The organism is Pararhodonellum marinum (genome assembly GCF_015354735.1).
Classification (GTDB): Bacteria; Bacteroidota; Bacteroidia; order Cytophagales; family Cyclobacteriaceae; genus Pararhodonellum; species Pararhodonellum marinum.
Window position 1 is genome coordinate 234238 of the sequence record NZ_JACEFJ010000005.1, and the last position, 25613, is coordinate 259850.

25 protein-coding genes are annotated in these 25613 nt (G+C 40.7%); 15 read left to right on the forward strand and 10 right to left on the reverse strand.

The genetic code is table 11. The features are described 5' to 3' along the window. Positions 1-61: 61 nt before the first annotated feature. Genes H1A14_RS12100 through cysM form a run of 4 tightly spaced genes read left to right on the forward strand, consistent with a single transcriptional unit; the run spans position 62 to position 2625 of the window. Positions 62-349, forward strand: a complete 288-nt coding sequence (locus tag H1A14_RS12100) for a septum formation initiator family protein (RefSeq protein WP_194776510.1) — start codon at positions 62-64, stop codon at positions 347-349. After that, positions 330-902, forward strand: a complete 573-nt coding sequence (locus H1A14_RS12105; protein WP_194776511.1) for a hypothetical protein — start codon at positions 330-332, stop codon at positions 900-902. Before H1A14_RS12100 ends, H1A14_RS12105 begins: the two co-directional genes overlap by 20 nt. 11 nt (positions 903-913) lie before the next feature. Continuing rightward, positions 914-1750 (forward strand): serine O-acetyltransferase, encoded by an 837-nt coding sequence (locus H1A14_RS12110; protein ID WP_194776512.1) that lies wholly within the window; start codon positions 914-916, stop codon positions 1748-1750. Further along, entirely contained in the window at positions 1747-2625 is an 879-nt protein-coding gene (gene cysM / locus H1A14_RS12115; protein ID WP_194776513.1) for a cysteine synthase CysM, read from the forward strand. The genes H1A14_RS12110 and cysM overlap by 4 nt, the downstream gene beginning before the upstream one ends. Before the next feature lie 90 nt (positions 2626-2715). Here the strand turns inward: cysM and sucD are convergent, their stop codons facing one another. Continuing rightward, a complete protein-coding gene (sucD, locus tag H1A14_RS12120; protein ID WP_194776514.1) occupies positions 2716-3597 on the reverse strand; it encodes a succinate--CoA ligase subunit alpha in 882 nt (293 codons plus the stop codon). Between the two features lie 129 nt (positions 3598-3726). Here sucD and H1A14_RS12125 point away from each other — a divergent pair, with 129 nt between their 5' ends. From H1A14_RS12125 to H1A14_RS12145, 5 genes are read left to right on the forward strand one after another with little or no spacing between them, the layout of a single operon-like run. After that, complete coding sequence (locus tag H1A14_RS12125) at positions 3727-7158, forward strand: ATP-binding protein (RefSeq protein WP_194776515.1); 3432 nt, start codon at positions 3727-3729, stop codon at positions 7156-7158. A 56-nt stretch (positions 7159-7214) separates the two neighbouring features. Continuing rightward, positions 7215-8393: a hybrid sensor histidine kinase/response regulator gene (locus tag H1A14_RS12130; protein ID WP_194776516.1), complete on the forward strand. Its 1179-nt coding sequence runs from the start codon at positions 7215-7217 to the stop codon at positions 8391-8393. A gap of 4 nt (positions 8394-8397) precedes the next feature. After that, positions 8398-9033: an ABC transporter ATP-binding protein gene (locus tag H1A14_RS12135; RefSeq protein ID WP_194776517.1), complete on the forward strand. Its 636-nt coding sequence runs from the start codon at positions 8398-8400 to the stop codon at positions 9031-9033. After that, on the forward strand, positions 9030-10250 hold the full coding sequence (locus H1A14_RS12140; RefSeq protein ID WP_194776518.1) for an ABC transporter permease: 1221 nt from the start codon (positions 9030-9032) through the stop codon (positions 10248-10250). Before H1A14_RS12135 ends, H1A14_RS12140 begins: the two co-directional genes overlap by 4 nt. Before the next feature lie 15 nt (positions 10251-10265). Beyond that, positions 10266-10703, forward strand: coding sequence for a hypothetical protein (locus H1A14_RS12145; RefSeq protein WP_194776519.1), 438 nt, complete (start codon positions 10266-10268; stop codon positions 10701-10703). Positions 10704-10718: 15 nt separating this feature from the next. On the opposite strand, the gene H1A14_RS12150 is transcribed toward H1A14_RS12145, so the two are convergent. Next, positions 10719-11540 (reverse strand): aminotransferase class IV, encoded by an 822-nt coding sequence (locus H1A14_RS12150; protein ID WP_194776520.1) that lies wholly within the window; start codon positions 11538-11540, stop codon positions 10719-10721. An 18-nt stretch (positions 11541-11558) separates the two neighbouring features. On the opposite strand from H1A14_RS12150, the gene H1A14_RS12155 reads away from it, so the two are divergent. Both H1A14_RS12155 and H1A14_RS12160 read left to right on the forward strand, forming a co-directional pair. Beyond that, positions 11559-12026 (forward strand): MerC domain-containing protein, encoded by a 468-nt coding sequence (locus H1A14_RS12155; RefSeq protein WP_194776521.1) that lies wholly within the window; start codon positions 11559-11561, stop codon positions 12024-12026. 53 nt (positions 12027-12079) lie between these two features. Next, positions 12080-12499: a hypothetical protein gene (locus H1A14_RS12160; RefSeq protein ID WP_194776522.1), complete on the forward strand. Its 420-nt coding sequence runs from the start codon at positions 12080-12082 to the stop codon at positions 12497-12499. On the opposite strand, the gene H1A14_RS12165 is transcribed toward H1A14_RS12160, so the two are convergent. Genes H1A14_RS12165 through H1A14_RS12175 form a run of 3 tightly spaced genes read right to left on the reverse strand, consistent with a single transcriptional unit; the run spans position 12496 to position 14161 of the window. Beyond that, the gene (locus H1A14_RS12165) at positions 12496-12942 is read right to left on the reverse strand and encodes a c-type cytochrome (RefSeq protein WP_194776523.1); all 447 of its coding nucleotides are present in this window, start codon (positions 12940-12942) and stop codon (positions 12496-12498) included. The two genes, H1A14_RS12160 and H1A14_RS12165, sit on opposite strands and share 4 nt — an antisense overlap. Beyond that, positions 12932-13597, reverse strand: a complete 666-nt coding sequence (locus H1A14_RS12170) for an SCO family protein (RefSeq protein WP_194776524.1) — start codon at positions 13595-13597, stop codon at positions 12932-12934. The genes H1A14_RS12165 and H1A14_RS12170 overlap by 11 nt, the downstream gene beginning before the upstream one ends. Positions 13598-13624: 27 nt before the next feature. Continuing rightward, positions 13625-14161 (reverse strand): CopD family protein, encoded by a 537-nt coding sequence (locus H1A14_RS12175; RefSeq protein WP_194776525.1) that lies wholly within the window; start codon positions 14159-14161, stop codon positions 13625-13627. Positions 14162-14300: 139 nt separating this feature from the next. On the opposite strand from H1A14_RS12175, the gene meaB reads away from it, so the two are divergent. Together meaB and H1A14_RS12185 are read left to right on the forward strand one after the other, a co-directional pair. Continuing rightward, positions 14301-15305 carry a methylmalonyl Co-A mutase-associated GTPase MeaB gene (gene meaB / locus H1A14_RS12180; RefSeq protein WP_194776526.1) on the forward strand — a complete coding sequence of 335 codons (1005 nt, stop codon included), beginning with the start codon at positions 14301-14303 and terminating at the stop codon, positions 15303-15305. Positions 15306-15358: 53 nt separating this feature from the next. Next, complete coding sequence (locus tag H1A14_RS12185) at positions 15359-16105, forward strand: DUF3298 and DUF4163 domain-containing protein (RefSeq protein ID WP_194776527.1); 747 nt, start codon at positions 15359-15361, stop codon at positions 16103-16105. A 6-nt stretch (positions 16106-16111) separates the two neighbouring features. Here H1A14_RS12185 and dnaA read toward each other — a convergent pair whose 3' ends face one another. The 3 genes from dnaA to H1A14_RS12200 form a co-directional block, all read right to left on the reverse strand. Continuing rightward, complete coding sequence (gene dnaA, locus H1A14_RS12190; protein ID WP_194776528.1) at positions 16112-17539, reverse strand: chromosomal replication initiator protein DnaA; 1428 nt, start codon at positions 17537-17539, stop codon at positions 16112-16114. Positions 17540-17625: 86 nt separating this feature from the next. Next, positions 17626-18555: a bifunctional metallophosphatase/5'-nucleotidase gene (locus tag H1A14_RS12195; protein ID WP_194776529.1), complete on the reverse strand. Its 930-nt coding sequence runs from the start codon at positions 18553-18555 to the stop codon at positions 17626-17628. Position 18556: 1 nt separating this feature from the next. Continuing rightward, positions 18557-19309 (reverse strand): 5'-nucleotidase C-terminal domain-containing protein, encoded by a 753-nt coding sequence (locus tag H1A14_RS12200; protein WP_194776530.1) that lies wholly within the window; start codon positions 19307-19309, stop codon positions 18557-18559. 127 nt (positions 19310-19436) lie between these two features. Here H1A14_RS12200 and H1A14_RS12205 point away from each other — a divergent pair, with 127 nt between their 5' ends. Both H1A14_RS12205 and scpA read left to right on the forward strand, forming a co-directional pair. Further along, positions 19437-20657, forward strand: a complete 1221-nt coding sequence (locus H1A14_RS12205; RefSeq protein ID WP_194776531.1) for a methylmalonyl-CoA mutase family protein — start codon at positions 19437-19439, stop codon at positions 20655-20657. Further along, on the forward strand, positions 20654-22768 hold the full coding sequence (scpA, locus tag H1A14_RS12210) for a methylmalonyl-CoA mutase (protein ID WP_194776532.1): 2115 nt from the start codon (positions 20654-20656) through the stop codon (positions 22766-22768). Before H1A14_RS12205 ends, scpA begins: the two co-directional genes overlap by 4 nt. On the opposite strand, the gene H1A14_RS12215 is transcribed toward scpA, so the two are convergent. Both H1A14_RS12215 and H1A14_RS12220 read right to left on the reverse strand, forming a co-directional pair. Continuing rightward, complete coding sequence (locus tag H1A14_RS12215) at positions 22769-23827, reverse strand: NAD(P)H-dependent glycerol-3-phosphate dehydrogenase (protein WP_194776533.1); 1059 nt, start codon at positions 23825-23827, stop codon at positions 22769-22771. After that, the gene (locus tag H1A14_RS12220; RefSeq protein WP_194776534.1) at positions 23802-25502 is read right to left on the reverse strand and encodes a 1-acyl-sn-glycerol-3-phosphate acyltransferase; all 1701 of its coding nucleotides are present in this window, start codon (positions 25500-25502) and stop codon (positions 23802-23804) included. The genes H1A14_RS12215 and H1A14_RS12220 overlap by 26 nt, the downstream gene beginning before the upstream one ends. Positions 25503-25613: the final 111 nt, after the last annotated feature.

The window sequence follows — 25613 nt, forward strand, 5'->3', positions numbered from 1 at the left end:
TGGCCAAATGGTCGTTTCATTGTAAAATGAGCTTTAATTTAATTGATTTAAATCCTTAGAAATGTCCAAGTACCTGAAGTATACCAAAAACTTTTATTTCGTTTTCACTGTATTGTTTGTTATGTGGATGGTTTTCATCGATTCCAACGACATTGTAAGCCAATTCCAACTGCAATCCAAATTGAAGGACATGGAAAAGCAGAAGGACTATTACATGGATAAAAAAGAAAAGATCAAAGAAGAAAGAGAAGAATTGATGAGTAATTACGAACTTTTGGAGAAGTTTGCCCGTGAAAGATACTTGATGAAGAAGAAAACGGAGGACCTATATGTTATTGTCGAAGATTAAACAAAAGTTTATCCTTATCCCTTTTTTGCTGCTTGGATCTGGTTTGATTTCGGGCAAATGCCACGCCCAGATAGAATATGATCCTGAGCAAAAAGCACCATTGCTCGACAGGATGTATTTTGGGGGAAATTTTAGTTTACAATTTGGAGACGTAACTTTTATCGATATTTCCCCACTTGCAGGCCTCATGGTCACCCCGAGGTTTTCTACGGGTCTCGGCGTAACCTACCAATACCTCAATTTTCGTTTTTTCAACCAAAGCAACAACATTTACGGAGGTAGGGTTTTTACCAGGTACAACGTGTTCAATAATATTTTCCTACATGGGGAATATGAAAGCCTGAATACAGTATTCACCCGAGTAGATCCTGCCACTAATGAAACGGCTTTCGTCAGGGAATGGGTACCAGGTCTTTTTTTGGGGGGAGGTTATTTTGTCCCTTTTGGCAGGAGAGGGGGGGCCAATGTCACTTTATTGTACAATATCCTGCATGACAATGTAAGATCACCTTACTTTGAACCATTAATCATCCGAGTAGGTTTTGTTCTATAAAACACCACCCTATGGATGCTTTTGTTAACAAAATCTATCGATCTCATCAAGCCTGTCCTCAATGCCCTTCCCCAAAAGTCATCCAAAATTTCTTTGACGAGCTCTTGGCTTTACTTTTTCCTGAATTCGCATCGAAAGTGTTGGAGCATCCTAATGAAGTGGAGGCTAAACTTGATCAACTACAACTTCAATTAGAGCAAATTTTAGTTAAAAACAAGCACCTTCATGAAAAAGATGGGCTTAAAATCACCTCAGATTTTTTTCAAGGTTTGGAAAGGGTATTTGATTGGGTTCACGAGGATATCGATGCCATGTATGAAGGGGATCCGGCCGCAAAATCAAAAACCGAAATCATCAGAAGTTATCCGGGTTTCTATGCCATAGCGGCTTACAGGATCGCAAATTTGCTTCATTATTTGGGCATTTCACTGATTCCAAGAATGATTACAGAGTATGCACATAGTCGAACGGGCATCGATATTCATCCTAATGCGCAAATTGGAAGAAAGTTTTGTATCGACCACGGAACCGGTATCGTCATAGGAGAAACCACACAAATTGGTCAAAATGTTAAAATTTACCAAGGCGTCACTTTAGGAGCATTGAGTGTGGCCAAGGAAGATGCCGATAAAAAAAGACACCCAACCATTGAGGATGAGGTGGTCATTTATGCTGGTGCTACCATTCTCGGAGGAGAGACCAAAATAGGAAGAGGCAGCATCATTGGGGGAAATGTTTGGTTGACCCGAAGCATACCTGCAGGAAGCAAAATCTATTATCAGACCAATTTTTATGATGACAATGCCAAAACCACAGACATGTATGTTTTAAAAAGCAAGTCTTCATGAAACTTTTTGAGTTGATAGGAAACACCCCAATGGTGGAGCTGGTTAATATTCCTTTAAATCCCAACGTAAAGATTTTTTGTAAACTGGAAGGTCAGAATCCTGGGGGGAGTGTTAAGGATAGGGCTGCCTTCAACATGATCAATAATGCGATCAAAAGTGGGGCCATCAAACAAGGAGATAAACTCGTTGAGCCGACCAGTGGGAATACAGGGATCGCACTGGCCATGGTAGCGAACTTACTGAATGTAAAAATGACATTGATCATGCCTGACAATTCCACTGAAGAGCGTGTGATCACGATGAAAGCCTATGGGGCTGAAGTCATCTTGACCCCCGCAGAAAAAACGATAGAATTTTCCAGAACTTTAGCGGAAGAGATGGCCACCCATCAGGGGTATTTTATGCTAGATCAATTTGCCAATGAGGATAATTTCTTGGCCCATTATAAAGGAACAGGACCGGAAATTTGGAGAGACTCCAAGGGGGAAGTAACCCATTTTATCTCGGCTATGGGGACAACAGGTACAATTATGGGGGTTTCCCGTTATCTCAAAGAACAAAACCAAGCCATTCAAATAGTGGGAACCCAGCCTACCGAAGGATCCAACATTCCAGGGATAAGAAGGTGGTCGCCCGAATTCTTGCCCAAAATTTATGATGCAAGCAGGGTGGATAAAATCATAGATGTCAGTTCGGAACAGGCGACCTCAATGACCAGAAGGTTGGCTAAGGAGGAGGGGATTTTAGCAGGAATGAGTAGTGGAGGAGCCCTTTTTGCAGCCTTGAAACTGGCCGAAACGTTGGAGACAGGTTATCTTGTATGCATTACCTGTGACAGAGGAGATCGATATCTGAGTTCGGAATTGTTTAAGTAAAAAAACCACCTCAAGAACAGACCTGAAGTGGTTTTTTTTCATATTAATCTCCACTATTGTGTGGCAAGAAAATTAAAATTGGTCTTTCTTTTAGGCTTTCACACCCAGTACTTTGGCCATAACGGCACCTATTTCTGCAGGTGAGTCTACGACGGTGATGCCATTTTCCCTCATGATTCTCATTTTAGCTTCGGCAGTATCATCAGCCCCACCTATTATAGCTCCTGCATGCCCCATTCTCCTTCCGGCAGGTGCTGTCTGTCCAGCGATAAAGCCTACGACAGGTTTTTGGTTACCGTTGTTTTTGATCCATTTTGCTGCTTCGGCTTCATAGTTTCCACCTATTTCTCCAATCATGACAATGGCATCCGTTTCTGGATCATCCATCAGAAGCTTAACTGCGTCTTTGGTAGAAGTACCAATTATAGGATCTCCACCTATTCCAATAGCAGTAGAAACACCAAGTCCAGCTTTGGCCACTTGGTCAGCAGCTTCATAGGTTAAAGTACCGGATTTAGAAACTATACCCACCCTTCCTTTTTTGAACACAAAACCAGGCATGATACCTACCTTTGCTTCTCCTGGGGTGATGACACCCGGACAATTGGGACCGATTAAAATGGCACCTCTTTCCTTGATGTATGGTTTTGCCTTCATCATGTCCGCAACCGGAATTCCTTCAGTAATGGTAATGATCACTTCGATACCTGCATCAGCTGCTTCCATGATAGCATCAGCTGCAAATGCTGGCGGAACAAAAATAATCGAGGTGTTAGCTCCTGTTTTAGCAACTGCCTCTGCAACAGTATTAAAAACTGGCTTATCCAAATGAATGGAGCCGCCTTTGCCTGGAGTCACACCCCCTACGACATTCGTGCCATACTCTATCATTTGTTGGGCATGGAAGGACCCTTCTGACCCTGTAAACCCCTGTACGATTACTTTGGAATTATTATTGACTAAAACACTCATGTTGCGATTTTTATAGTTCGACACAAAAATAAAACAATAAGCCCTTACTCAAAAAGAATTGGCAAACATTATCGATTTAATTTGATTGGTATATATTTTTCATAATTTAGAAGCAGGGTTTTAATGCTTATGCGAAAAATTTTATTTGGCTTGATCTGCCTGTTTTGTTCACAGACATCAATCGCCCAGTACTTTCAATTGAATGAACAAATCAAAGGTTTGGATCTGCCCTCCGAGAACATAAGGAAGATTATACAAGACAATGAAGGAAGGATTTGGTTTTCTACCTCTAGGGGTGTTTTTTATTATGATGGGATTCAGACCTATGCCCTTCCAGACAGTATCCAAAACAAATTGAGTGATCAACTAAACCTGATGAAAGATGAAGATGGGTATATTTGGGTATATAATAGCCAGGATACCATCAAGGCATTTTATTTTTTTGACTTGAAATGGTATGAATTTGAATTCCCTGATTCTTTGAATCCCGGAGGCGAATTTCTTTCATATATAGCGCTTCAAGTACTGAGGAAAGGGGAAGAGAAAAAGTTTGTTTTAATTACTCAGGATCAATTGGCTTTAGGAGATTTTGCTGCCAAAACCTGGCAAATTATCCCCAACAACGTGGATATTTCTGGGACTTTGGGAAGTTGCTTGTTTTATGATGGGGATTATTACTTTTTCTTTGAAAAAAGCACCTTTGTTTTGGAAGGGGGCAATTTGAAACCCTTTTACGTTAAAGATTTGCCTGGACCTGCAATTCAGGTGGCCTACTGCGAAGAATCGGGCTATTTTTATTATTTAGGGGACAATTTTTTAAGTAGAAGCAAGGTTTTTGGAGAAGCAAATGAAACCATCTTCGAAAATTTTTCCAAGAATATATTTACCAGAAACAATTATTATAGCTTGCAGGTACAAGATGGCAGGATATATTTTTTTTACAATTCACAACTGTACAAATTCAATCCCAATACCAATGATATTTATGAAATATCGGCATTCAAAGCCACCAACTCCTACAGCATTTACACGGCTTTGGTGGGGCTACAGGGAGTAATTTGGATAGGTACACAGAGAGGTTTGGTCAACATTTCTTCTTTGCGATTTCAAAATTATAATTCCACAGGCGACTTGCTTGATGATGAGGTCACCGCACTGATAAAAATCAGACCAGGGTATTTTATTTTTGGGTTTAACAACGGCCTTCAATTCTGGGAAAATGATGAATTTAAAGTGGGTGTCCAAAATCCAAATTACATAGGTCAGCCCGTTGATAGAATTACCAATTTTTCTAAAGACAGGAACGGCAAAGTCTGGTTTTCCTCCAATCAGGCAGGAGTGGGTTTCCTTGACCCTGATAAAAAAACCATCCGTTTTCAGCCCCATCCAGAAAAGGCTTTCGTCAATTTTGTGGAGGCAGTGGGCGATTCTTTGTTTGTGGTCAGTTCCAATAAGATTTATTTAGGAGATATCAATCAAAGTCTTGCTCAGGTTTTTGACCAAGAGATCACCCAAAATATCCTTGATTGGGTGGACCAAAAGGAAATATTCATCAGAAAGATAGGCAAGCTAAGTGACGGCAGATTGATGTTGCTGCAAGGAGGAAACCAACTTCCTAAGAACTACTTTAAATCTACCAATGAATATGTGATTACTGTAGGTTATGATTATTTCGAGAAGGATGGTGTAATTTATCTCGCTACAGAAGGTGGACTAAAATACTACAAGGATGGAAAATGGGATTTTTTTACCATCAATGACTACGTCATAGACAGGCCAATTTATGCCATTTTAGAGGACGAAAGAGGAGTTATCTGGGCAGGTTCCGAAAATGGAGTCTACCTGATCAACGATGGAGTTTTACGTAGATTTGATCAAAAAAGCGGATTAAGTGGATCAGAAGTGAACAGAGGGGCAATGATAATGGGAGATCAGGGTAAAGTTTTGATCGGAACAGAAAGCGGGCTTTCCATATTTATTCCTGAAGAGGATGAATATTTTCCTAAACCTCCATTTGTGGCCATTGAGGAAGTTATAGTTATCAATGAAGACAATACCATCAACCCCAAATTGAGTCAAATTCCTTTTAATACCAATAATATAGAAATCAAATACCGAGCCATCAGCTTCCTTGAAGAGGCAAACCTATTAATCCATTATAGATTAGTAGGTCTTCAAGATGAATGGCAATTGATAGAAAGCCCTAGGAATACGTCAATTTTTTTCAATAACCTCCCACCGGGAGAGTATCATCTTGAGTTAAAAGCATCCCTAGGAGGTCAATTTGAAAGTGAAACGGTATATTCAGCCCCTTTTTCAATTGCTAAACCCTTTTACCTTCAAAACTGGTTCATCCTTTTGATCCTTTTTGGGTTTCTGGTTATAGGTTTCCTACTCAACACATTGCTTAACCAACTAAGAAATCAAGGAATTCTCAAAAGTACCATAGATCAAAAAGTGAAGCAGATTCGCTCTGCAGAAGAACAGTTTAGGCATGTTTGGAAAAGTTCTAAGGACGGGCTACTCCTTTCTTTGGTAGGAGGAAAAATAATTGCCGCCAATCCGGCAATGGCAACATTGGCTGGCATTCCCTTGAAGAAATTGGAAACAGGTGTCGTAGCGGATTTGTTCACAGATCCAGGTTATTATGAAAGGGAAAGAGCAAGAGCCTTGGCGGAGTTAAAAGAGCATGATGGTGAAGGAGTGATCTTTGAATGGTTGATGCCCTTTCATACCGGTCTAAAGGAAATAGAATTGTACATGACTAAATTGGATATAAAATACGAAGATAAGCCGGTATTGTTAACCGTTTTTACAGATATCACTGCTAAAAAGGCCTATGAAAGGGGTTTGAAAGAAGCGAAAGAAAAAGCAGAAGAGGCAAATAGACTAAAAACCAACTTTTTGTCCAACATGAGCCATGAAATTCGTACTCCACTCAATGGGATTCTTGGAAGCACTGAAAACATCATTGATAGGAACCAGAACAATAGCCAATTGGTCAATGAATTGTCTATCATCATGGAAAGCTCAGAAAGGTTATTGAATACGATCAACAGTATTCTGGACATGTCAAAAATAGAGGCCAATAAAATGGAAGTAGTTAAGCAGGAGACCAATGTCAATGATTTTCTCTCCACAATTCTTCTTCCTCTCAAGTCCATTGCCATTAAAAAGGGTCTTCTATTAACAGCAAAATATGAATCCAAACCGTTTATTGACCAAATAGACAGGCGATATTTTGAAATGATTGTCAACAACACGGTAGGCAATGCCATTAAATATTCTGAAAAAGGACTTATTGAAGTCAGGCTGAAAAGAAATGGGAAAAATCTTGAATTTTTGGTCAAAGATTCCGGAATAGGAATGGGGGAGGATTTTTTGAAAAACCTATACAAACCCTTTGAACAGGAAAGTGTAGGCTATGGGCGTGCATTTGAGGGGACAGGCTTGGGATTGACGATTACCAAAAGCCTCGTTGATATACTGAGAGGAAAGATTGATATCCAAAGTAAAAAAAATGAAGGAACCACCGTTCATATTATTTTACCTCTCAATTAAATATTATGTTTACACTTTCTTCTTGCCATTAATTTTACCGGGATATTATGTCAAACATGTTTTCATTAAGAATCTTGATCACAGAAGATGATCATGTATCGGCTTTACTTTTGAAAAAAGCCTTAGAAAAAAATAGTCACCACATCATCGGAATCTGTGATTCGGGCGAAGAAGCCCTTGATATGTTGGAAGAAAATTCAGCAGATCTTGTCATGATGGATATCAGCCTTTCAGGTGAACTTGACGGGATAAAAACCACAGAGATCATCAATGAAAAATATGGTATTCCCGTAGTTTATTTATCCGCCAGTTCGGACACTGAAACACTAAACAAAGTTGTAGGTACCAATCCCAGTGCTTATGTCATCAAACCCTTCAATACCAGGGAATTACACATGGTCATCGAGCTGGCCATATACAAAGACAGGAAAGAAAAGGAACTGCAAAAGCTCAATAATGAACTAGAGGAGAAAGTTAGGCAGAGAACTGCAGATCTTAGGGATGCCAACAAGGAACTGAGGAGAGCTTTAGAGAAGGAAAAAGAGATCAGTGAACTGAAATCAAGGATAGTTCAAAATGTTTCCCATGGTTTTAAGACTCCGCTTACCTCAATCTTGAGTTCAGCACAGCTATTGCAGAAATATGCAGAAAAAGACCACCCTTTCAAGGCTAAAATCGGAAGGCATGCCCAAAAGATAGAAAATTCCGTTAGAAACCTCAACAGTCTTTTGACCAGTGTGTTGTTTTTTGGCAAAGCGGATGCAGACAAAATAGATTTTAAGCCAAAGAAACTCTTTACAGGTGCATTTTTTAATGATCTGGTGGATGTGGTCAAGGCAGGTTCCGAAAATCAGGTTAAAATCAACCTAAACATGCGCCAATTGCCGAAAACCATTACTTCTGATGTAGAACTGCTTTACCAGATTTATGAAAATCTTCTTTCCAATGCAGTGAAATATTCTCAGGAAAACACCACTGTTGAATTTGAGGTTTGGATGGAAGGTGGGATACTGAAATCCAGAATCAAAGACCAGGGAATTGGGATACCTCAAGCAGAACAAAGTCAATTGTTTGACCGGTTTTTTAGAGCAAAAAATGTGGGCATCCGAGAAGGTTCTGGCTTAGGGCTCTCCATCGTCAAAAAATGTGTGGATGTATTGAGAGGTGAAATAACTTTTGAGAGTGCAGCAAACAAAGGCACCACTTTTTACGTCAACATTCCAGTAAAAGAATAAGCGTATGCTTTCTATCAAGAATGTTTCCTTCAAGTATAATAACAGTAATTCGTTTGTATTTCCAGACATATCATGTCAGGCAGGAAGCCAGCTTTTGATTTTGGGTGAATCTGGATCAGGAAAAACAACGCTGCTCAATATTCTGGGGGGTTTATTGGCTCCGGACAAAGGAGAAGTTTTGATTGATCAAATACCCATATATTCCTTGAGTGGAGCAAAATTGGATAAATTCAGAGGGAATAATATTGGCATTATTTTTCAAAAACCGCATATTCTTGGTCCCCTTACGGTTGAGGAAAACTTGAGTTTGGCTAATTTCTTTGTAGGTAAAAAACAATCAGACAGGATCAGTCAAGTCTTAGAAGACCTGGGTATCGGACAGAAAAGAAGATCTCTGGTATCCACCCTCAGTGAAGGAGAAGCTCAAAGGCTTTCTATAGCCAGGGCCTTGGCCAATGATCCAAAAGTAATTTTAGCAGATGAACCTACCGCAAGTCTGGATGATGTAAATGCAAGTAAAGTAATCCAATTATTAAAGGAGCAAGCTGAAAAATACCATGCTGTATTGATCATCGTTACGCATGATCAACGGGTAAAAGATCATTTTGAAAACCAAACCATCATGGGAGGGGCTTTATGAATCTAATCAAATTGAGTTGGAAATACCTTATTGACAAACCCCTTAATACGGGGCTCAATATTTTATTATTGGCTTTAGGATTAGCCATCATAACGGTTCTGCTCCTGATCCAGGATCAATTTGAAAATAAAATGTCAAGAGATGCAGAGGGAATTGATTTAGTGGTAGGTGCAAAAGGAAGTCCTTTGCAATTGATTCTTTCCAGTGTCTACCATATTGACTTCCCCACTGGTAACATTGATATGGAGGAAGCAAAAAGCCTTTCTAAAAACAGGTTGGTAAAAAACTCCATTCCGCTGGGGATGGGGGACAATTACCAAGGATTTCGCATAGTAGGTACAAACCACGATTATTTGGAGCTTTATCAAGTCAATTTCCAAACTGGTCAAGCATGGCAAATTCCTTTTGAGGTGGTTTTGGGTAATGATGTGGCTGAGAAATTAAAGCTCAAAGTCGGTGATAGGTTTGTGGGGTCGCATGGTATCGGAAGCAGTAGCCATGACCACGACGAGCATGATTATGTTGTTTCAGGTGTTTTGGAAAAGCAGAATAAGGTGTTAGATAATTTGATCCTCACCAGCATAGAATCAGTCTGGTATACTCATGATGAAGGTCATGACCATGAAAAATTTGAGCAGCAAGTGGTCAAATCAGGCTTTCCAGAATCAGATGAACCCCGGGAGGTAACCTCACTTTTAATTCAGTATAGGAATCCCATTGCAGCGGTGCAGTTGCCCCGCTTCATTAACAGCCGAAGTTCATTACAGGCAGCATCTCCATCATTTGAGATTTCCCGATTATTTGAACTTTTAGGGGTAGGGATCAAACTGGTTCAGGGTCTTGCTATAGTAATTATCATCATTTCAGGATTAGGCATATTTATCGCCCTTTTCAATTCTTTAAAGGAAAGGAAGTATGATTTGGCAGTAATGCGAACTATTGGAGCTTCCAAAGGGCAGTTATTCATGCATATTATTCTTGAGGGTTTGATTCTTACTTTCTTGGGAGCCCTCTTTGGAATAATTCTTGGACACCTTTTTCTTGCTTTTGTTGTTTATACCAATGAACAAGGCGCCTTGTCTGGATTGAGCGCTTGGGTGTTCTTAAAAGAAGAAATCTGGATCCTGTGTTTTGCCTTAATTGTTGGTATATTCGCTTCGTTAATTCCAGCTTGGAACGCCTACAGAACTGACATTGCCGCACAATTGACCCGATAATTGAAACAATCAACCATGAAAATATTTAGAATATCTACCATTATCTGCTGTATTTTGATTTCAGGCTTGGCCCTTGCCCAAGAAGGAAATGTATGGCGTTCACTATCAGAGGTCACCTATAAAATCGGCGAAGACGAGTTTGGAGAACTTTATTTACCTGTATTTAGTGAGGAGATCAAGTCATTAGAGGGAAAAGAAGTCAGTGCTGATGGTTATATCATTCCTTTTGAAGGCATGTTTAAACCAGAGCATATTATTCTTTCCTCCCTTCCTCTAGCTGAATGTTTTTTTTGCGGTTCAGGTGGGCCGGAAACAGTAATGGAGGTCTTGCTAAAAGATCCCATCAAATACACCTCAAAGAGAGTTCAGGTCAAAGGGAAACTGGTGCTTAATGACCGAGATCCTGAAAAGCTTATGTATATTCTAAAGGATGCAGAATTGGTCCTCAAATAAATTTAAAATCACTGCCTATACAGAGATTTTTTCTTCCAATTCCTTCAGACGAACCATCATTTGCCGAGTGACTGGTCCGGGATTACCCATTCCGATGAGCTGATCGTCTATTTGTTTTATGGGCAAAATTCTTTTGGTAGAACTTGTCAAAAAAACTTCATCTGCTTCCATGATTTCTTTTAAGGCAATGTCTCTTTCCTCTACCCCTTCAGCGAGTTCTATGACATATTTTCTGGTGATGCCGTAGAGTATATTCTTTTTGGGGGTGCTGATAACCCCATTTTTGACCATAAAAAGGTTGCTTCTGGAACATTCAGAAATAACACCCTCATGGTGATACATAACGTCTTCAATTTCCTCCGATTTCCAGTCAGCACTTGCCATTACTGCCAGGGTATAGTTAGTGGTTTTGACATCGGCAATTGGCCTAAGGTATTCCAAACTCCGCAATTTCACTCCCAATTCATATTTCTTGGCCACCGGCATGTTCAATTCTTCACAGAAAATATACAGATTCCCAGTTGATGGGCTGAAATAATCCATGGATATTCCACCTGAAAGCACCATTCTAATTCCTCCAAATTCCAACTGGTTTTTTTGAATCAATACTAAGATGATATCTTTGAGCTTTTCCCTGGAATATTTTAGAGGTAAGCGGGTTTTTTCTGCAGATCGGATAAACCTATCCAGGTAATCATCCAAGAATAAAGGTTGGAAATTGACCGATCGAAAAAAATCAAATATCGCGTAACCCCTTATCAATCCGATATCAAGTGGGTGAATGGAGGCTGAGGATGAAGGAATAATTGAATCAATGGAAAAACAATAGGGTTTCATGTCAACATAATTTGATTGATGTCCAACATAAAAATAGAAATAATATCGGACTTACTTTGGTTTATTTATCGAATGGTTCCTATATTTGCAACTATGTTGCATAAAATAAAAACTACCCCGATTTCTTTTTCCGATTTATTCGGTATTTCAGCCTCTTTTTTATGTCTGATCCATTGCTTGGCAGTACCTGTTTTGCTGACTATGGGCTATGTCTTACAGTTTCCTTTTGGCATTAATCATGAAATCTGGGATTTGATTTTTATTGTCTTGGCAGTAATGGCAGTTTATTTTTCCACAAAAAAGCACAGCAATGGCATTATCAAAATATGCTTATGGTCAATTGTTTTGGTTTTTTCAGTCAGTGTCTTGGTTCATGAATGGATACCTGGTATGGTAAATGTTTCTATTGGCAGCTCAATTGCCCTAATATTCTTACATATTATTAATTGGAATAATCATAGAGGCATTAAGGTTATAAGCAAATAATTTCTTTTTTTAATTAAATTTTCTGAATATTGGTAGTTCGAAACTACCAACTTATGAAAAAATTTCAATGGCTTACCTTTTCCCTAGGTCTATTATTGATATTAGGGGCCTGTCAAGACAAAGACAAGTCAAATGATCTGTTGAAAAACGAGGTTTTGGCCATCCACGACGAGGTGATGCCCAAAATGTCCAATTTGAAAGAAGCCAGAAAACAGATTCTGGAAAAAGCCAACACTTTAGAGGTACAGGAGGCTGATTCGCTACGGGTAGCAGAACACAAAGCTGTCGCCATGCAATTGGACGATGCTTATGAAGGAATGTTTGTTTGGATGAGGCAATACCAACCCGAACCGGAGAAAAAAAGCCCTGAAGAATTGGAAACCTATTTGTTGGACCAAAAAGAAAAAGTTACCCAAGTAAACATTGCCATAAAAAGGGCCCTTAATGAAGCAGAAAGGTTACTTGAAAATTAATTTTCATTTAAATAATTTGCCACTTCTTCTGTCGAGACCAATCCCCTTTTTTCACCCCAGATGTTGTAGAGGTAAGTAGTAATCTCTGCAATTTCCAAATTGGTAAGCTGGGGGTTTGGCGGCATGGCTTGGTTATACATGGTGCCATTGACTTTGATTTCCCCCTTCATCCCGTATTTTATTATCCTTACGGTCCTTCCCACATCTTCTAACATGTAATCTGCCTGTGCAAGTGGCGGGATCAATTTCCCAAGCCCTTCTCCATCTTTTTGATGACAATTTGCACAGTATTGCTCATACAAAATTTTGCCCTCAATGGCATATTTCATGGTTTTGGTATCAGAGATATGGGTTAGGGAATTTTGTTTTTCATTACCTGAAGTACCACAGGCCAATACACCTACCAAAAAAAAGATTCCGGCCCAAAATGACCTAAATCCCATCACTTTCTTCTAATAATTTCGGGATATCCTTCATTAAACGGTTGACCTGATCTTCTTTGGTCCCATCATAAATGGCTCTTATTCTTCCTTTTCTATCTATCAAGACAAATGCCCCGCTGTGTAAAAATCCACCCGGCTCGCTTTTATCTTCCATGGCAGTGGTCAGATAGCTGGTCTGTCCGATCTCAAAAATGTGTTCTTGATCCCCCGTCAAAAAATGCCAGGTACTTGCATCTTCCACCCCAATCCTTTGGGAATAGTCTTTCAGCAGAGCCACTGTGTCATATTCAGCATCAATGGAATGACTGAGTATTTTGAAATCAGGTTCCTCTTTAAACTTCTCATAAACCCTGAGCATTTGAGTTTTCATAATAGGGCATATGGTAGGACAACTGGTAAAAAAGAAATCGGCCACATAAACTTTACCTTTCACATCAGCATTGGTGACAATTATGCCATCCTGGTTGATCAGCGAGAATGAAGCAATGGTATGGTAAACAGTATCAACTGTTTTTTGACCGTTTTCCATTCTCTCTTCGGTATATCGATTGCCGAGGATGGGTAATTTTGAATCTGTCTCTGTTTTGGAAGTACAGTTCCACACCAATAAAATCAAGCCTAAAATTCCGGCTATTCCGAGGTTGTATTTAGTCATATTTTTATTTACACAAAACCTTTTGCATTAGTTCCTTTGCCTTGATTTTCTGTACAGCTTAATGGCCAACAAAAGCATTCCACTCAAAATCAGTAAGCCAATGATTCCCCAAACCATATCCGTAAGGTTTTTAAGTACAATCAGAAAAACTATGGCAAACAAAAGAACGGTAGTCGCCTCATTCCAAATTCGAAGTTTGTAAGAGGACCATTTTGAAATTCCCTTTTGAAGCTGTTGGTATAGCCGGTGACATTGAAAATGATAAAGATAAAGCAGGAATACGAAGCAAAGTTTGGCCTGCATGAAAGGCATTTGAAGATATCCCCAGCGATAGACCAAGACCCAAAACCCAAATATTAGGGTTAGGATGGCAGATGGCCAGGTAATGCCCAGCCAAAGTCTTTTGGCCATCAGATCCAATTGTGGTTTTAGTATTTTTTGCACCTCCAATGGTTTTTCCATAGCCTCTGTCTGATAGATAAAAAGGCGGACAATATAAAATAAACCTGCAAACCAAGTAACAATAAAAATGATGTGAAGTGCTTTCAGGTACTCAAATCCCATGCTCAATTTTTTCAACTAAATTACGGTGAAAAGATCAAACCACCGCAATAATCAAAGAAAACAAAGCAGTTGCTGGAATTTCTTCTGTTTCTTGAATTTATGACTTATCTTAAGCTACGTTTTTTTAAAGGGAAAAGGTTTGAAGGAAAAAAGGAAAAGGCTGGAGCCGACCACTTATGTCAAAGGCATTTTAGATGGAAACAGGATCATTCTAAGTAGAGCCATCACTTTGATTGAAAGCCAGTTGGAAGAGGATCAGGAACTGGCTTCCAAAGTCCTGGAAAAAGTATTGCCCCATTCAGGTCAATCAATGAGGATTGGTATTACTGGCGTACCTGGGGTCGGTAAGAGTACTTTTATAGAACAATTTGGGAAGCTGGTTTTAAATGAGGGCCATAAGCTGGCAGTTTTGGCCATAGATCCCAGCAGTTCCTTGACCAAAGGAAGTATCCTAGGTGACAAAACAAGAATGGAGTCCCTTGCAGCGGATGAAAGGGCATTTATCCGACCAAGTCCAGCAGGTACAGCCTTGGGTGGAGTTGGGGCAAAAACCAGGGAAAGCATGCTGCTCTGTGAGGCCGCAGGCTATGACGTGGTCTTTATAGAGACGGTGGGTGTTGGGCAGTCGGAAACCCTAGTCAAAGGGATGGTGGACTTTTTTCTTTTGCTCATGCTGGCAGGGGCAGGGGATGAATTGCAGGGTATCAAGAAAGGCATCATTGAGATGACGGATGCCCTAGTTATCAACAAAGCCGATGGAGAGAATGTGAAAGCGGCCAAAAAAGCCCGAAGAGAATACACCAATGCATTACATCTCTTTCCTCCAAATGCCTCTGGATGGACTCCAAAAGTGAGTGTATGTTCTGCGCTAAAAAATGAAGGCATTGTTGATATCTGGGAGATGATCCTCTCTTTTCAAATGAAAATGAAAAGAAATGGCTATTTTGAAGAAAATCGTTCTCAACAAAGGGTGGCCTGGATGCATGAAAACATCCGATACATGCTGGAAAGGCAATTTTATTCCAACCGAAAAATTCGGGACCAGATTGAAAGCGTCCTGCCCGAAATAAAGTCGGGCAAAACCTCTTCCATCGCAATGGCCAGAAAATTGCTTAAAAGTTATTTTGCTGAGATTAAAAATTGAACCTCATTGTAATGTATGAAATCTTACTTTCGAAAGTATAAAATCAATCGCTTATGAAAAATCACAGCCTAATTTTCCTGTTTTTTGTGATTTGCATTTTTTCCTGTACTCCTAAAGGTGACATGAAATATGAAATGGTGGACATTGAAGAAAAGTCATGCGTTGACGAGCAGTGTGCAACAGTGGAGATAAGCTATCCAAAGTTTACGGGAAGAAGAAACAGAGCTAAACGGGTCAACCAACATGTGCAGGAACAGTTAAAAATGTACATTCAACTGGGTGAACCTCAGGAATGGGAAAGTGTCGAAAAAGCCATCAATTTTGTATTGGAGGCCCACGAGATTTACATGCGGGATTATCCGGAAAGTACGCAGGAATGGACCATGGAGGTCAATGGAAAGGTAGGTTATCAATCTGACGAAATCCTCAGCCTTTTATTTACCAACTATTCCTATACGGGAGGTGCCCATCCCATAGGTTATCAGATTTTTTTGAATTTTAATAAGAAAACAGGAGAGCTGTTGAATAAGGCAGATTTTGTTGGTGATGAAGCCCAGCTGAAGAAGCTGACTGAAAGGGCCTTCAGAAAAATACATAGAGTGGAAGAAGACATTGATTTGAAGGATGATCCTAGGTTTTTTCTGAATGAAGGGGAATTTTTTCTACCTGTAAGTATGGGATTCGATCAAAATGATTTTGTTTTGATTTATAACCCCTACGAAATTGGTCCTTATGTAATGGGATCCACTGAGATCCGATTTAATTTGGCAGAACTTGAAGAAGTGCTTACGGTCTATTAACGACGATCAATAGGATCTCATTTTGAACTTTTTCCGTTGGTCATTTACCGCATTTCTGAAATTGGTATCTGTTTCCATCAGGTCATTGACTGTTTGAACTGCATGTATGACAGTGCTATGGTCCCTACCTCCGAAGTGATAGCCAATGGATTTAAGTGAGTGGTTGGTGAATTCCTTGGCAAAATACATGGCGACCTGCCTTGCAGTAACAATTTCTTTCTTTCTGGTTTTGGCCTTCAAGTCTTCCAGTTTGATGCCATAATAATCTGAAACTGTCTTTTGGATAAAATCTATGCCGACCTCGGTTTCAATGTCTTTGACAATGTTTTTCATGATGTTCTTCGCCAGACCAAGGTCTATCTCCACACGATTGAGGGAAGCATGGGCAATGAGAGAAATCAGTACACCTTCCAATTCACGGATGTTGGTATCCACAGTATAGGCTAGGTATTCCAGTACATCCTCTGGGATGGAAATACCCTCTGATTGCATTTTCCTTTTGATGATGGCCACTCGGGTTTCAAAGTCCGGCATCTGAAGATCAGCAGTCAGTCCCCATTTAAATCTTGAAAGCAATCTTTCCTCTAATCCCTTGAGATCTCTAGGGGGGCAATCGGAAGTCATGATGATCTGCTTTTTACTTTGGTGCAGGTGGTTAAAAATGTGGAAAAACATCTCCTGTGTACGGTCTTTTCCGGCCAAAAACTGAATGTCATCAATAATCAGGACATCCACTTGCATATAAAAATTGGTAAAACTTTTGACATTCCCATCCTTGATGGAATCCATGAATTGGTTGACAAATTTTTCGGAAGACACATAAAGCACAAATTTGTCCTCTAGTCCGTTTTTGATCTCATTGCCAATAGCTTGTACCAAATGCGTTTTTCCCAATCCCACTCCTCCATAAACCATCAAGGGATTAAAAGAAGTGATTCCGGGCTTTGTGGCTACCGCAAATCCAGCAGATCTTGCCAGTCTATTACAGTCACCTTCAATGTAAGTGTTGAAAGTATAATTGGCATTTAGGTTGGATTGGAGCAACATATCGCTATGGAGCGATTGCATATCGAAAGGAGATTTGCTTTCCTGTTGTTCACTTTTCTGTAAGGGCCTTTTATTGGTTGCGGCATTTCCATGTGGATAACTTACCATGTAAGGTTGGTTTTGGGAATTACCCCGGTCCACCACCACAGCATATTCCAATTTGCCATTGGGCCCCATGACGTTCTTGATGGCCAATTTCAAAACCTGAACATAATTGTCTTCTAACCACTCATAGAAAAATTGGCTTGGAACCTGAATGGTGAGACTACTTCCATTTAGCCTTACTGGATTGATGGGTTTGAACCAGGTCGAAAAACTCTGGTCGTTTACGTGCTGTTCTATCACACGCAAGCATTCATTCCATACCGCTGTAGCCTCTGAACTCATTATAATATTATGATCCTTTTTTTGACCTTACTATTTTGAAAGGGCATCAAATTTGGTCAAAATATATTTAAATAAAAAATGAAATTTCACTTGTCTTTTCGGTTTATAAGTATGCTACTGCTGCTCAAGTTATTTATTCGGCCATCTTTATCAAAGACAAAATCAACTTTGCCCATTTTGATTCCTGCCCATCCAACCTGATTGACTAAAGTGATATTTCCATCAGCATGTTGTACAGCGATAGGTTCGTCCAAAAAGGTATGTGTATGTCCTCCGATGATCAGATCAATTCCACTTACTTGAGCCGCTAGTTTCAAGTCATCTATCTTTTCTGATTGGTAAGCATAACCTAAGTGGGAAAGGCAGATGATCAACTGGCATTTTTGAGATTTCAACTCTTCCACCATCTCCATTGCAATACCCACTGGATCCAAATAGCGGGTACCACCATAATGTTTGTCAGCCACCAAGCCCTCTAATTCAATTCCCAATCCAAATACACCTACTTTTATACCACCTTTCTTAAATACTTTGTATGGTGGAAACTCGTTACGCAATAAGGTAGTGCTAAAATCATAATTGGAATTGATCAGTGGGAATTTGGCATGTTCCAGTTGTTCGAAGAGTCCTTCTAGACCATTGTCAAATTCATGATTGCCCAAAGTGCTGGCATCATAGCCCATTTTGCTCATCAATTTCAACTCTATTTCCCCTCCATAAAAATTAAAATAAGGAGTTCCTTGAAAGATGTCTCCAGCATCCAACAACAATACATTGTCTTCTTCCAATCGGATTTTTTCTATCAGCGTTGCCCTCGCAGCAACCCCTCCCTGATTGGCATTTCGACTGCCATCATCTGGAAAAGGCTCTATTCGGGAATGGGTATCATTGGTGTGCAAAATGGTGATTTTCTTAGAAGAGGCGGCAAAGGTTTCTCCTGACCATAAGGTAGGCGCGCAGATAAGGGCAGAACTGCCAACCACCAGGTTTTTAAGGAATTTTCTTCGGTTTTCCATGTCAGTTAAATATTTGTCTGCCTTCTATTTGAGCATCTATTTTTATGCCTTGTTCGCCTTTAGACGTAATTTTTTTCATTAACATGTCTCTTAATGTGATTTCCGAAATGAACAGCCTGGGAAGATCTTTTAAAAATTCCATTTGATCCCCACCGTTGGCAAGATAGTCATTGATAGCTACTGAATAGGTGCTCGATTCATCCAAGGGCTTACCTTGAATCAGCAACGACTTTACCTCTTTGTTTTCTGTTTCCAAGGTCATTCCGCTTATTCCTAGATTTTGATACGCTATGATGTAATTGACAAGACGCTTGATATCTGAAGCCTGCATTTCCAATACATACAAATAGTTGTCAAATGGGGACAACTCAAAAATACTTCCAACTGTGATATCTCCTTCCGGAAGAGAATTTCTCAAGCCCCCGTTGTTCATCAACGAAATGTCAATACTTATTTGAAAATGCTCTTCTGTAAATTCCTTTTGTAAGTCAGCCACCAAATTTCCTAAAGGGGATTCCCCTCTTTTCTTACTCAATTCTTTTGCCCCTTCTGCTATGACCCTGTTCATTTCAGCATCTAGGGGGGCCTTATATGGCTGTATGAAGGCTATGAATTCTGTTTTTTCGGAAACCTGGTTATCCACATCCACGAGTTTGTACTCGTGGTGCTGAATCAAATATGGGGCACAAGATGTTATCCACAAGAATAACATCGGGAATCCCCAAAATCGGATGTTTGTTGTTGCTTTGGACATGGTCCCTATGGATAGAATAAAAGATATATTAATGGTTTTTCAATATACAAAACCTTATTTTTGGGTATATGCTAAATGAAAAAAAGTTCTAGATAACTTTTTCAAACGGCGGAAATTAAACCTTCAGATGACCCAAATATTGTTTTCAGCATTCCCGAAGCAGGATAAATCCGATTGGCTTGCCTTAGCCCAAAATGATTTGAAAGGCCAAGATGTGGAAAAGACACTTTCCAAGACTTATCCACATAATTTGACCATCCAACCTTTTTATACCGAGGAAGACCTACCCGTCATTCCTATTCCCCATCATGCATTTCATTCATTAATAGATGATGAGGGCATATCTCCAAGAGTATGGTACAATGCAGTATTGATCGACGCAACTAACGAGAAGTCGGGAAACGAGGAAATTTTGATGGTACTTAATCAGGGAGCTGATGCCTTGATTTTGGAAATGGATGAGGAAACTGACTTGGATGTACTACTGAATAAGGTGCTTTTGGCCTATATAGAATTGTGGATAAAGCCCAAAAACCGTCCTTTGGATGTAATGAGGCATTTCTTCGGCTGGATTAAAAAACAGCATGTGGATAAGTCTGATCTCCGTGGAGGCCTACTTTGGGATAGTTTTGAAGGTTCATTAAGTGATCAACCTATCTTATTGGAAAATGTGGATATCTATTTAGAGGGAAAACCTTTTCCCAATTTCAAATGCACCACCATGATGGACAGGCATTTTAATAACCTAGATCATGTTTCCCAAATCAGTTATTCCCTTGCAGGAGTAATTGAAAAGATAGACATGTTAAATCAACAGGGATGCTCTACAGGAGATTTACTGAAAGACTTCTGCCTGCAAATGACGGTCGGAAATTCCTATTTTTTGGAGATGGCCAAAATAAAAGCAGTACGATTGGGTATCTTTCGGCTTGCCCAAACTTATGGATCGGACTTGAAGCCTGAGGATTTTAAACTATTTGTCCAAACCAATCCTGGTTCTGAAACAGAAGCTCAAGCAGAAGATAACCTTGTAAGAAATACTACCCAAGCTATGTCTGCCATTCTGGGTGGTGCCAATACCCTACATGTTAAACCACATGATGGGAATTTTCGGGAACCTTCGGTATTTTCCAAAAGAATGGCCAGAAACACGTCAACAATTTTAAGGGAAGAAAGCCATTTGGATAAGGTGATAGATCCTATGGCAGGGAGCTATTTTCTGGATCGGCTGACAGAAGACATGTTAGAATTGGCCTGGGACCATTTGGTCCATTTGGAAAATGAAGGGGGCTGGAAGTTTTTGGTAAAGGCCAATCATGGTCAAAACTCAAAAGGAGGAAAGTCATGAGGCCAAATCTTCAAAACTGGAAAACAAAACAATTTCCCAAACCCAAACCTACGGGTTTCTGGAAAAGTGCAGAAGGCATAGTGGTAAACCCAGTATTTCATCCAGAGGACCAGAAAAGCATCGAGCACATAGGATTTATAGCTGGCCAAGAGCCATACCTAAGGGGGCCTTACAGCACCATGTACACCCAAAAGCCATGGACCATCAGGCAATATGCCGGATTTTCTACGGCAGAGGAGTCCAATGCCTTTTATCGTAGAAATTTAGCTGCCGGTCAAAAGGGGCTTTCCGTGGCTTTTGATTTAGCAACCCATAGGGGCTATGATTCCGATCATCCGAGAGTGCAGGGAGATGTAGGCAAAGCTGGTGTAGCAATAGACAGCATTTTGGATATGAAGGTGCTCTTTGATCAGATTCCCTTAGACCAAATGTCTGTTTCCATGACCATGAACGGTGCGGTGATTCCTGTTTTGGCCTTTTTCATTGTTGCCGCAGAAGAGCAGGGAGTGAACTCGCAACAACTTACCGGAACCATCCAAAATGACATTCTGAAGGAATTCATGGTGCGGAACACGTATATCTATCCACCCAAGGCCTCGATGCGCATCATATCTGATATTTTTGAATTCACGGCGCAACACATGCCAAAATTCAATTCCATTTCCATTTCCGGTTACCACATGCAGGAGGCTGGTGCTACTGCTGATCTGGAGCTGGCCTATACTTTGGCCGATGGTTTGGAATACCTAAGGACCGGTATTGCCTCTGGTCTACATGTCGATGAGTTTGCACCTCGCTTGTCCTTTTTCTGGGCCATAGGGATGAATCATTTTATGGAGATTGCAAAGATGAGGGCAGGCAGGTTGCTTTGGGCGAAACTTGTGCAGCAATTCAATCCTAAAAATCCCAAATCTATGGCCTTAAGGACCCATTGCCAAACATCCGGTTGGTCTCTTACCGAACAGGACCCCTTCAATAATGTGGCCCGAACCACAATTGAAGCCTTGGCCGCAGTAATGGGCCATACGCAATCTCTGCACACGAATTCGTTTGATGAGGCTATTGCCTTGCCAACGGATTTTTCAGCCCGGATTGCAAGGAACACCCAGAAATTTTTACAAGAAGAAACAGGCATTACCGCAACCGTTGACCCTTGGGGAGGTTCTTATTATGTTGAATACCTCACGGACCAATTGGTAAAAAAAGCTTGGGCATTGATAGAAGAGGTAGAAGAAATGGGCGGTATGGCCAAAGCCATAGAAGCAGGACTTCCAAAGATGCGGATAGAAGAAGCTGCAGCTAAAAAACAGGCTAGGATTGATAGTGGAAAGGATGTGATAGTAGGCGTAAATCGATACCGGGTTAAGGATGATACTGTTTTTGAGACCCTTGAAGTAGACAATGATGCAGTAAGAAATTCGCAGATTAAAAGGCTGGCTCTGCTGAAATCTGAAAGAGATCAGTCTTCCGTTGAAATGGTCTTGGCCAAAATTCAGGAAGTTGCTCGGACAGGAAAAGGAAATTTGTTGGAAGTGGCGGTGGAAGCTGCAAGAAAAAGGGCTACTTTAGGTGAAATTTCATTGGCTATGGAAAAGGAATTTGGCAGACATAAAGCAAACAACAAAATCATCTCCGGAGTGTATGCCAAAGAAGCCCAAGATGATACCAGCTTCAAAGAGGCCCAAATTCTGGCCAACCGATTTTCAGAACTTGAGGGCAGAAGACCTAGGATCATGGTAGCGAAAATGGGGCAGGACGGCCATGATCGAGGAGCAAAAATCATAGCAACCGGATTTGCAGACCTTGGTTTTGATGTGGATATAGGACCCCTGTTCCAGACTCCCGAGGAGGTGGCTCGTCAAGCGGCCGAGAATGATGTTCATATAGTAGGCGCTTCCTCCTTGGCAGGGGGACATAAAACCCTAATTCCGCAACTGATCAATGCCCTTCATTCCTTGGGAAGAGGCGATATCATGGTGATTGCCGGAGGCGTTATCCCCAAAAAAGATTATGATTTCCTGTTTCAAGCAGGCGTATCCTCAGTTTTTGGGCCGGGAACGGTTCTGCCTAAAGCTGCTTCCGAAATATTGACCAAGTTGTTGGAAAACTGATCAGAGGAAATCCACGTCCACATTGAAGGGATACTTCATCAGGTATTGAAGAGCTTCCTCGATTTTAAGGTCCTCATAGAGCACCTTATATAAATTTTCTGTAATTGGAGCCCTCATTCCAGTCCCTTCCAAAAAAGTTTTGATCAAACGGATGGTGTTGATCCCTTCCGCTACTTCATCCATTTCGGTTAAGATTTGTTCAAGGGACTGACCTTGAGCCAATCGGTAACCTACTGTGTAGTTTCGGGAATGGGTCGAATTACAGGTAGCCACCATGTCGCCGATGCCTGCCAATCCAATAAAAGATTTGACACTTCCACCCAGTGCATTTCCCAGATACACGATCTCCACCATTCCTCTGGAAATCAATAGCCCTTTGGCATTTTCCCCCAAGCCCATGCCAGCCAATGCTCCTGCGGCTATGGCAATGATGTTTTTTAGTACCCCACTGAGTTCCACACCTATTATATCAGAATTCCCATAGACCTGGAATTTGTCAGACCTTAAAAGTCTTTGACCTTCTAGAATTACCTCATTGTATTTGCTCGCGATAACCGTGGCAGCCGGTTGTTTCTCGGATAATTCTTTGGCCAGGTTGGGTCCAGCCATACAACCGACGCGCACCACGACTGTTTCATTGAGAATGACCTCACTCATGGTGCAGATTTGACTTCTCCGAATCTGTTTGACATCTGCGATGCTTTTACCCTCAGGAAGGTACAAAACAAGACCTTTGGTCCCGTGGATCAAGATGTGGTAAGGATGCAGAAAGGGAGAAAAATTTCTCATCACCTCCCTAAAACCACTTGAGGAAATTACAGGAAACAAAACCTCACACCTTTCACAGATGTATTCCGGATCATTGGTTGCCTGGATGTTTTTAGAGAGAGGCCTCCCTTCAGCGGTGTGCTGTTTGTTGATTTCATCAACCACTTCTTTTTTTCTGGCGTATACAATGACCTTGTTTTTTTCAGCGAGCATGTTGGCGATCACAGTCCCAAAACTTCCTACGCCGATGACACCTACAGGCTTATCAGATGAAGAGTTTTTCGAGGTCATATCCGTCTAGTCTGTTGTGATAATAGTACAATAAACTCATGTCTTCGGTAATTACCGCGCCATCTGCATTTCGAATCAAGGGTCTTTTTGCGTGATACATTCCCACGTTGTCCAAACCGTGGGCAATGATGGTGTCCATGTCTTGATTAAGGTGAGGCGCCATATGGACCTTTCCCTCTGCCTTCAATTCTTTGATGCGATCCAATACCATCTGGCAAGTGGATTTGAAATCCTCATAAGGTATGGCAATGTCCTCTTCAGGAAGTCTCAAAAGGTTGAAAAGATCCAGCTTTTTATGTTCTTTTTTGATCATTTGGAAAGCGGTGAAGGCCACGAGATGACTACTGAAAACACGGTTGATCCTATGGAATTCCTCAACTATTCTTCTGCCGAGCTTATTGGTATATTCTTCTTCCCTCTGATGATTCTCAGTCACTACGCCGTTGGTAAGGAAATATTCCCTGCAATCAATGACGCGCCCGTACTTGTCCAAACTATGACCCGCTTCATCAACATAATTGCCCATGATATCCATGGCCTTTCCTATGGAAACAGAAATATCGGATCCTTTCGTAAAAAATTTAAACAGGAATTTCGAGATTTTATATGAAGTGGAAAATTCATCCGATTCCTTGTAATAACGCTCTTGCCCAGTAAGGCTAAGGTAATCTTTGATCAACCCGGGAGCTTCCAATACAAAGTGGTAATTGATGGTAACCGGCACAATGAAAATTTTTCCTGAAATGCCTTCGATTCCTTTTTGGTAATTGGCTCGCTGGGCCTCTATGGCAGTACTGAGCAGACCCAGCTTCAGGCGGCTCTCTATGATACCGCTTCTGGACCTTGTACCTCCTGGAAAAAAAAGGCTGTGGCAACCAAATTGTATGGCTTCACTGGAATAGGTTTTCAGGGTCTCCAGATAGGGAAGGTTTTTTTTGCGCCTATCTACCTTATAAGCTCCAAGGGCATTCATAAAGTAGGCAAAAATCTGGATATTGAACAGGTTGAGACCTGCCCCGTAAATAAAAGGTGGAAGACCTAAGGTGCTGATGGTCCATCCAATCAAAATACTGTCCAGATTACTAAAGTGGGTAGGGACCATCACAATGGTTCCCTGTGAGGCAAGATCCCTCAGCTGATCAGTCTCACCTATAATTTGGATTTTGTCCTGAAGGGTATATTGCTTACTAAAAAATGACCGAATACCTTTTACCCGTGCCGCATTCAAAAGCCGTGAAAAGCCAGTGGTAACTATGCCTCGGGTTAATTTATAATGTGAATGTTTAAAATTTCCCGCGATTTCATCGGCATATCTATCAGTAATTCTTTCTAATATTTCTTGGTATTTGGCTTTTTGCTGGGATTCTGAGGCATTGTTTTCAGCAGAAAGATGAACAAGCGCAGATTTGACTTTTTTCCAAAAATCCGCCTCATCATCAGGATCCACCACCCACGGGTTTTGCTTCATGCGCAGCTTTTCCCTGTAAAGGGTAGTCTCGAGTTCTTCCTTTAATATTTCCACGCTATCTCCGGTGATCTTGACGATCCGGTCTTTGCTGGCCTTTGCTACCTGTTGTACAAATTCTTTTCGCGACTTGCTTAATTTCACAACTGGCCATTCGTCTTTTTTGGGAAGAATGGGGTCATACTCGCGCTTGATATATTCGTCAGTCAAGGAAATTCAGATTTTTTGGTTTGTCAAAGATAAACAAAAAATGTAGAAGCAGTCGGCGAAATTTAGCAGTCAAAAGGGATTGATGGATATTATGCAATAGATTTCGAACGA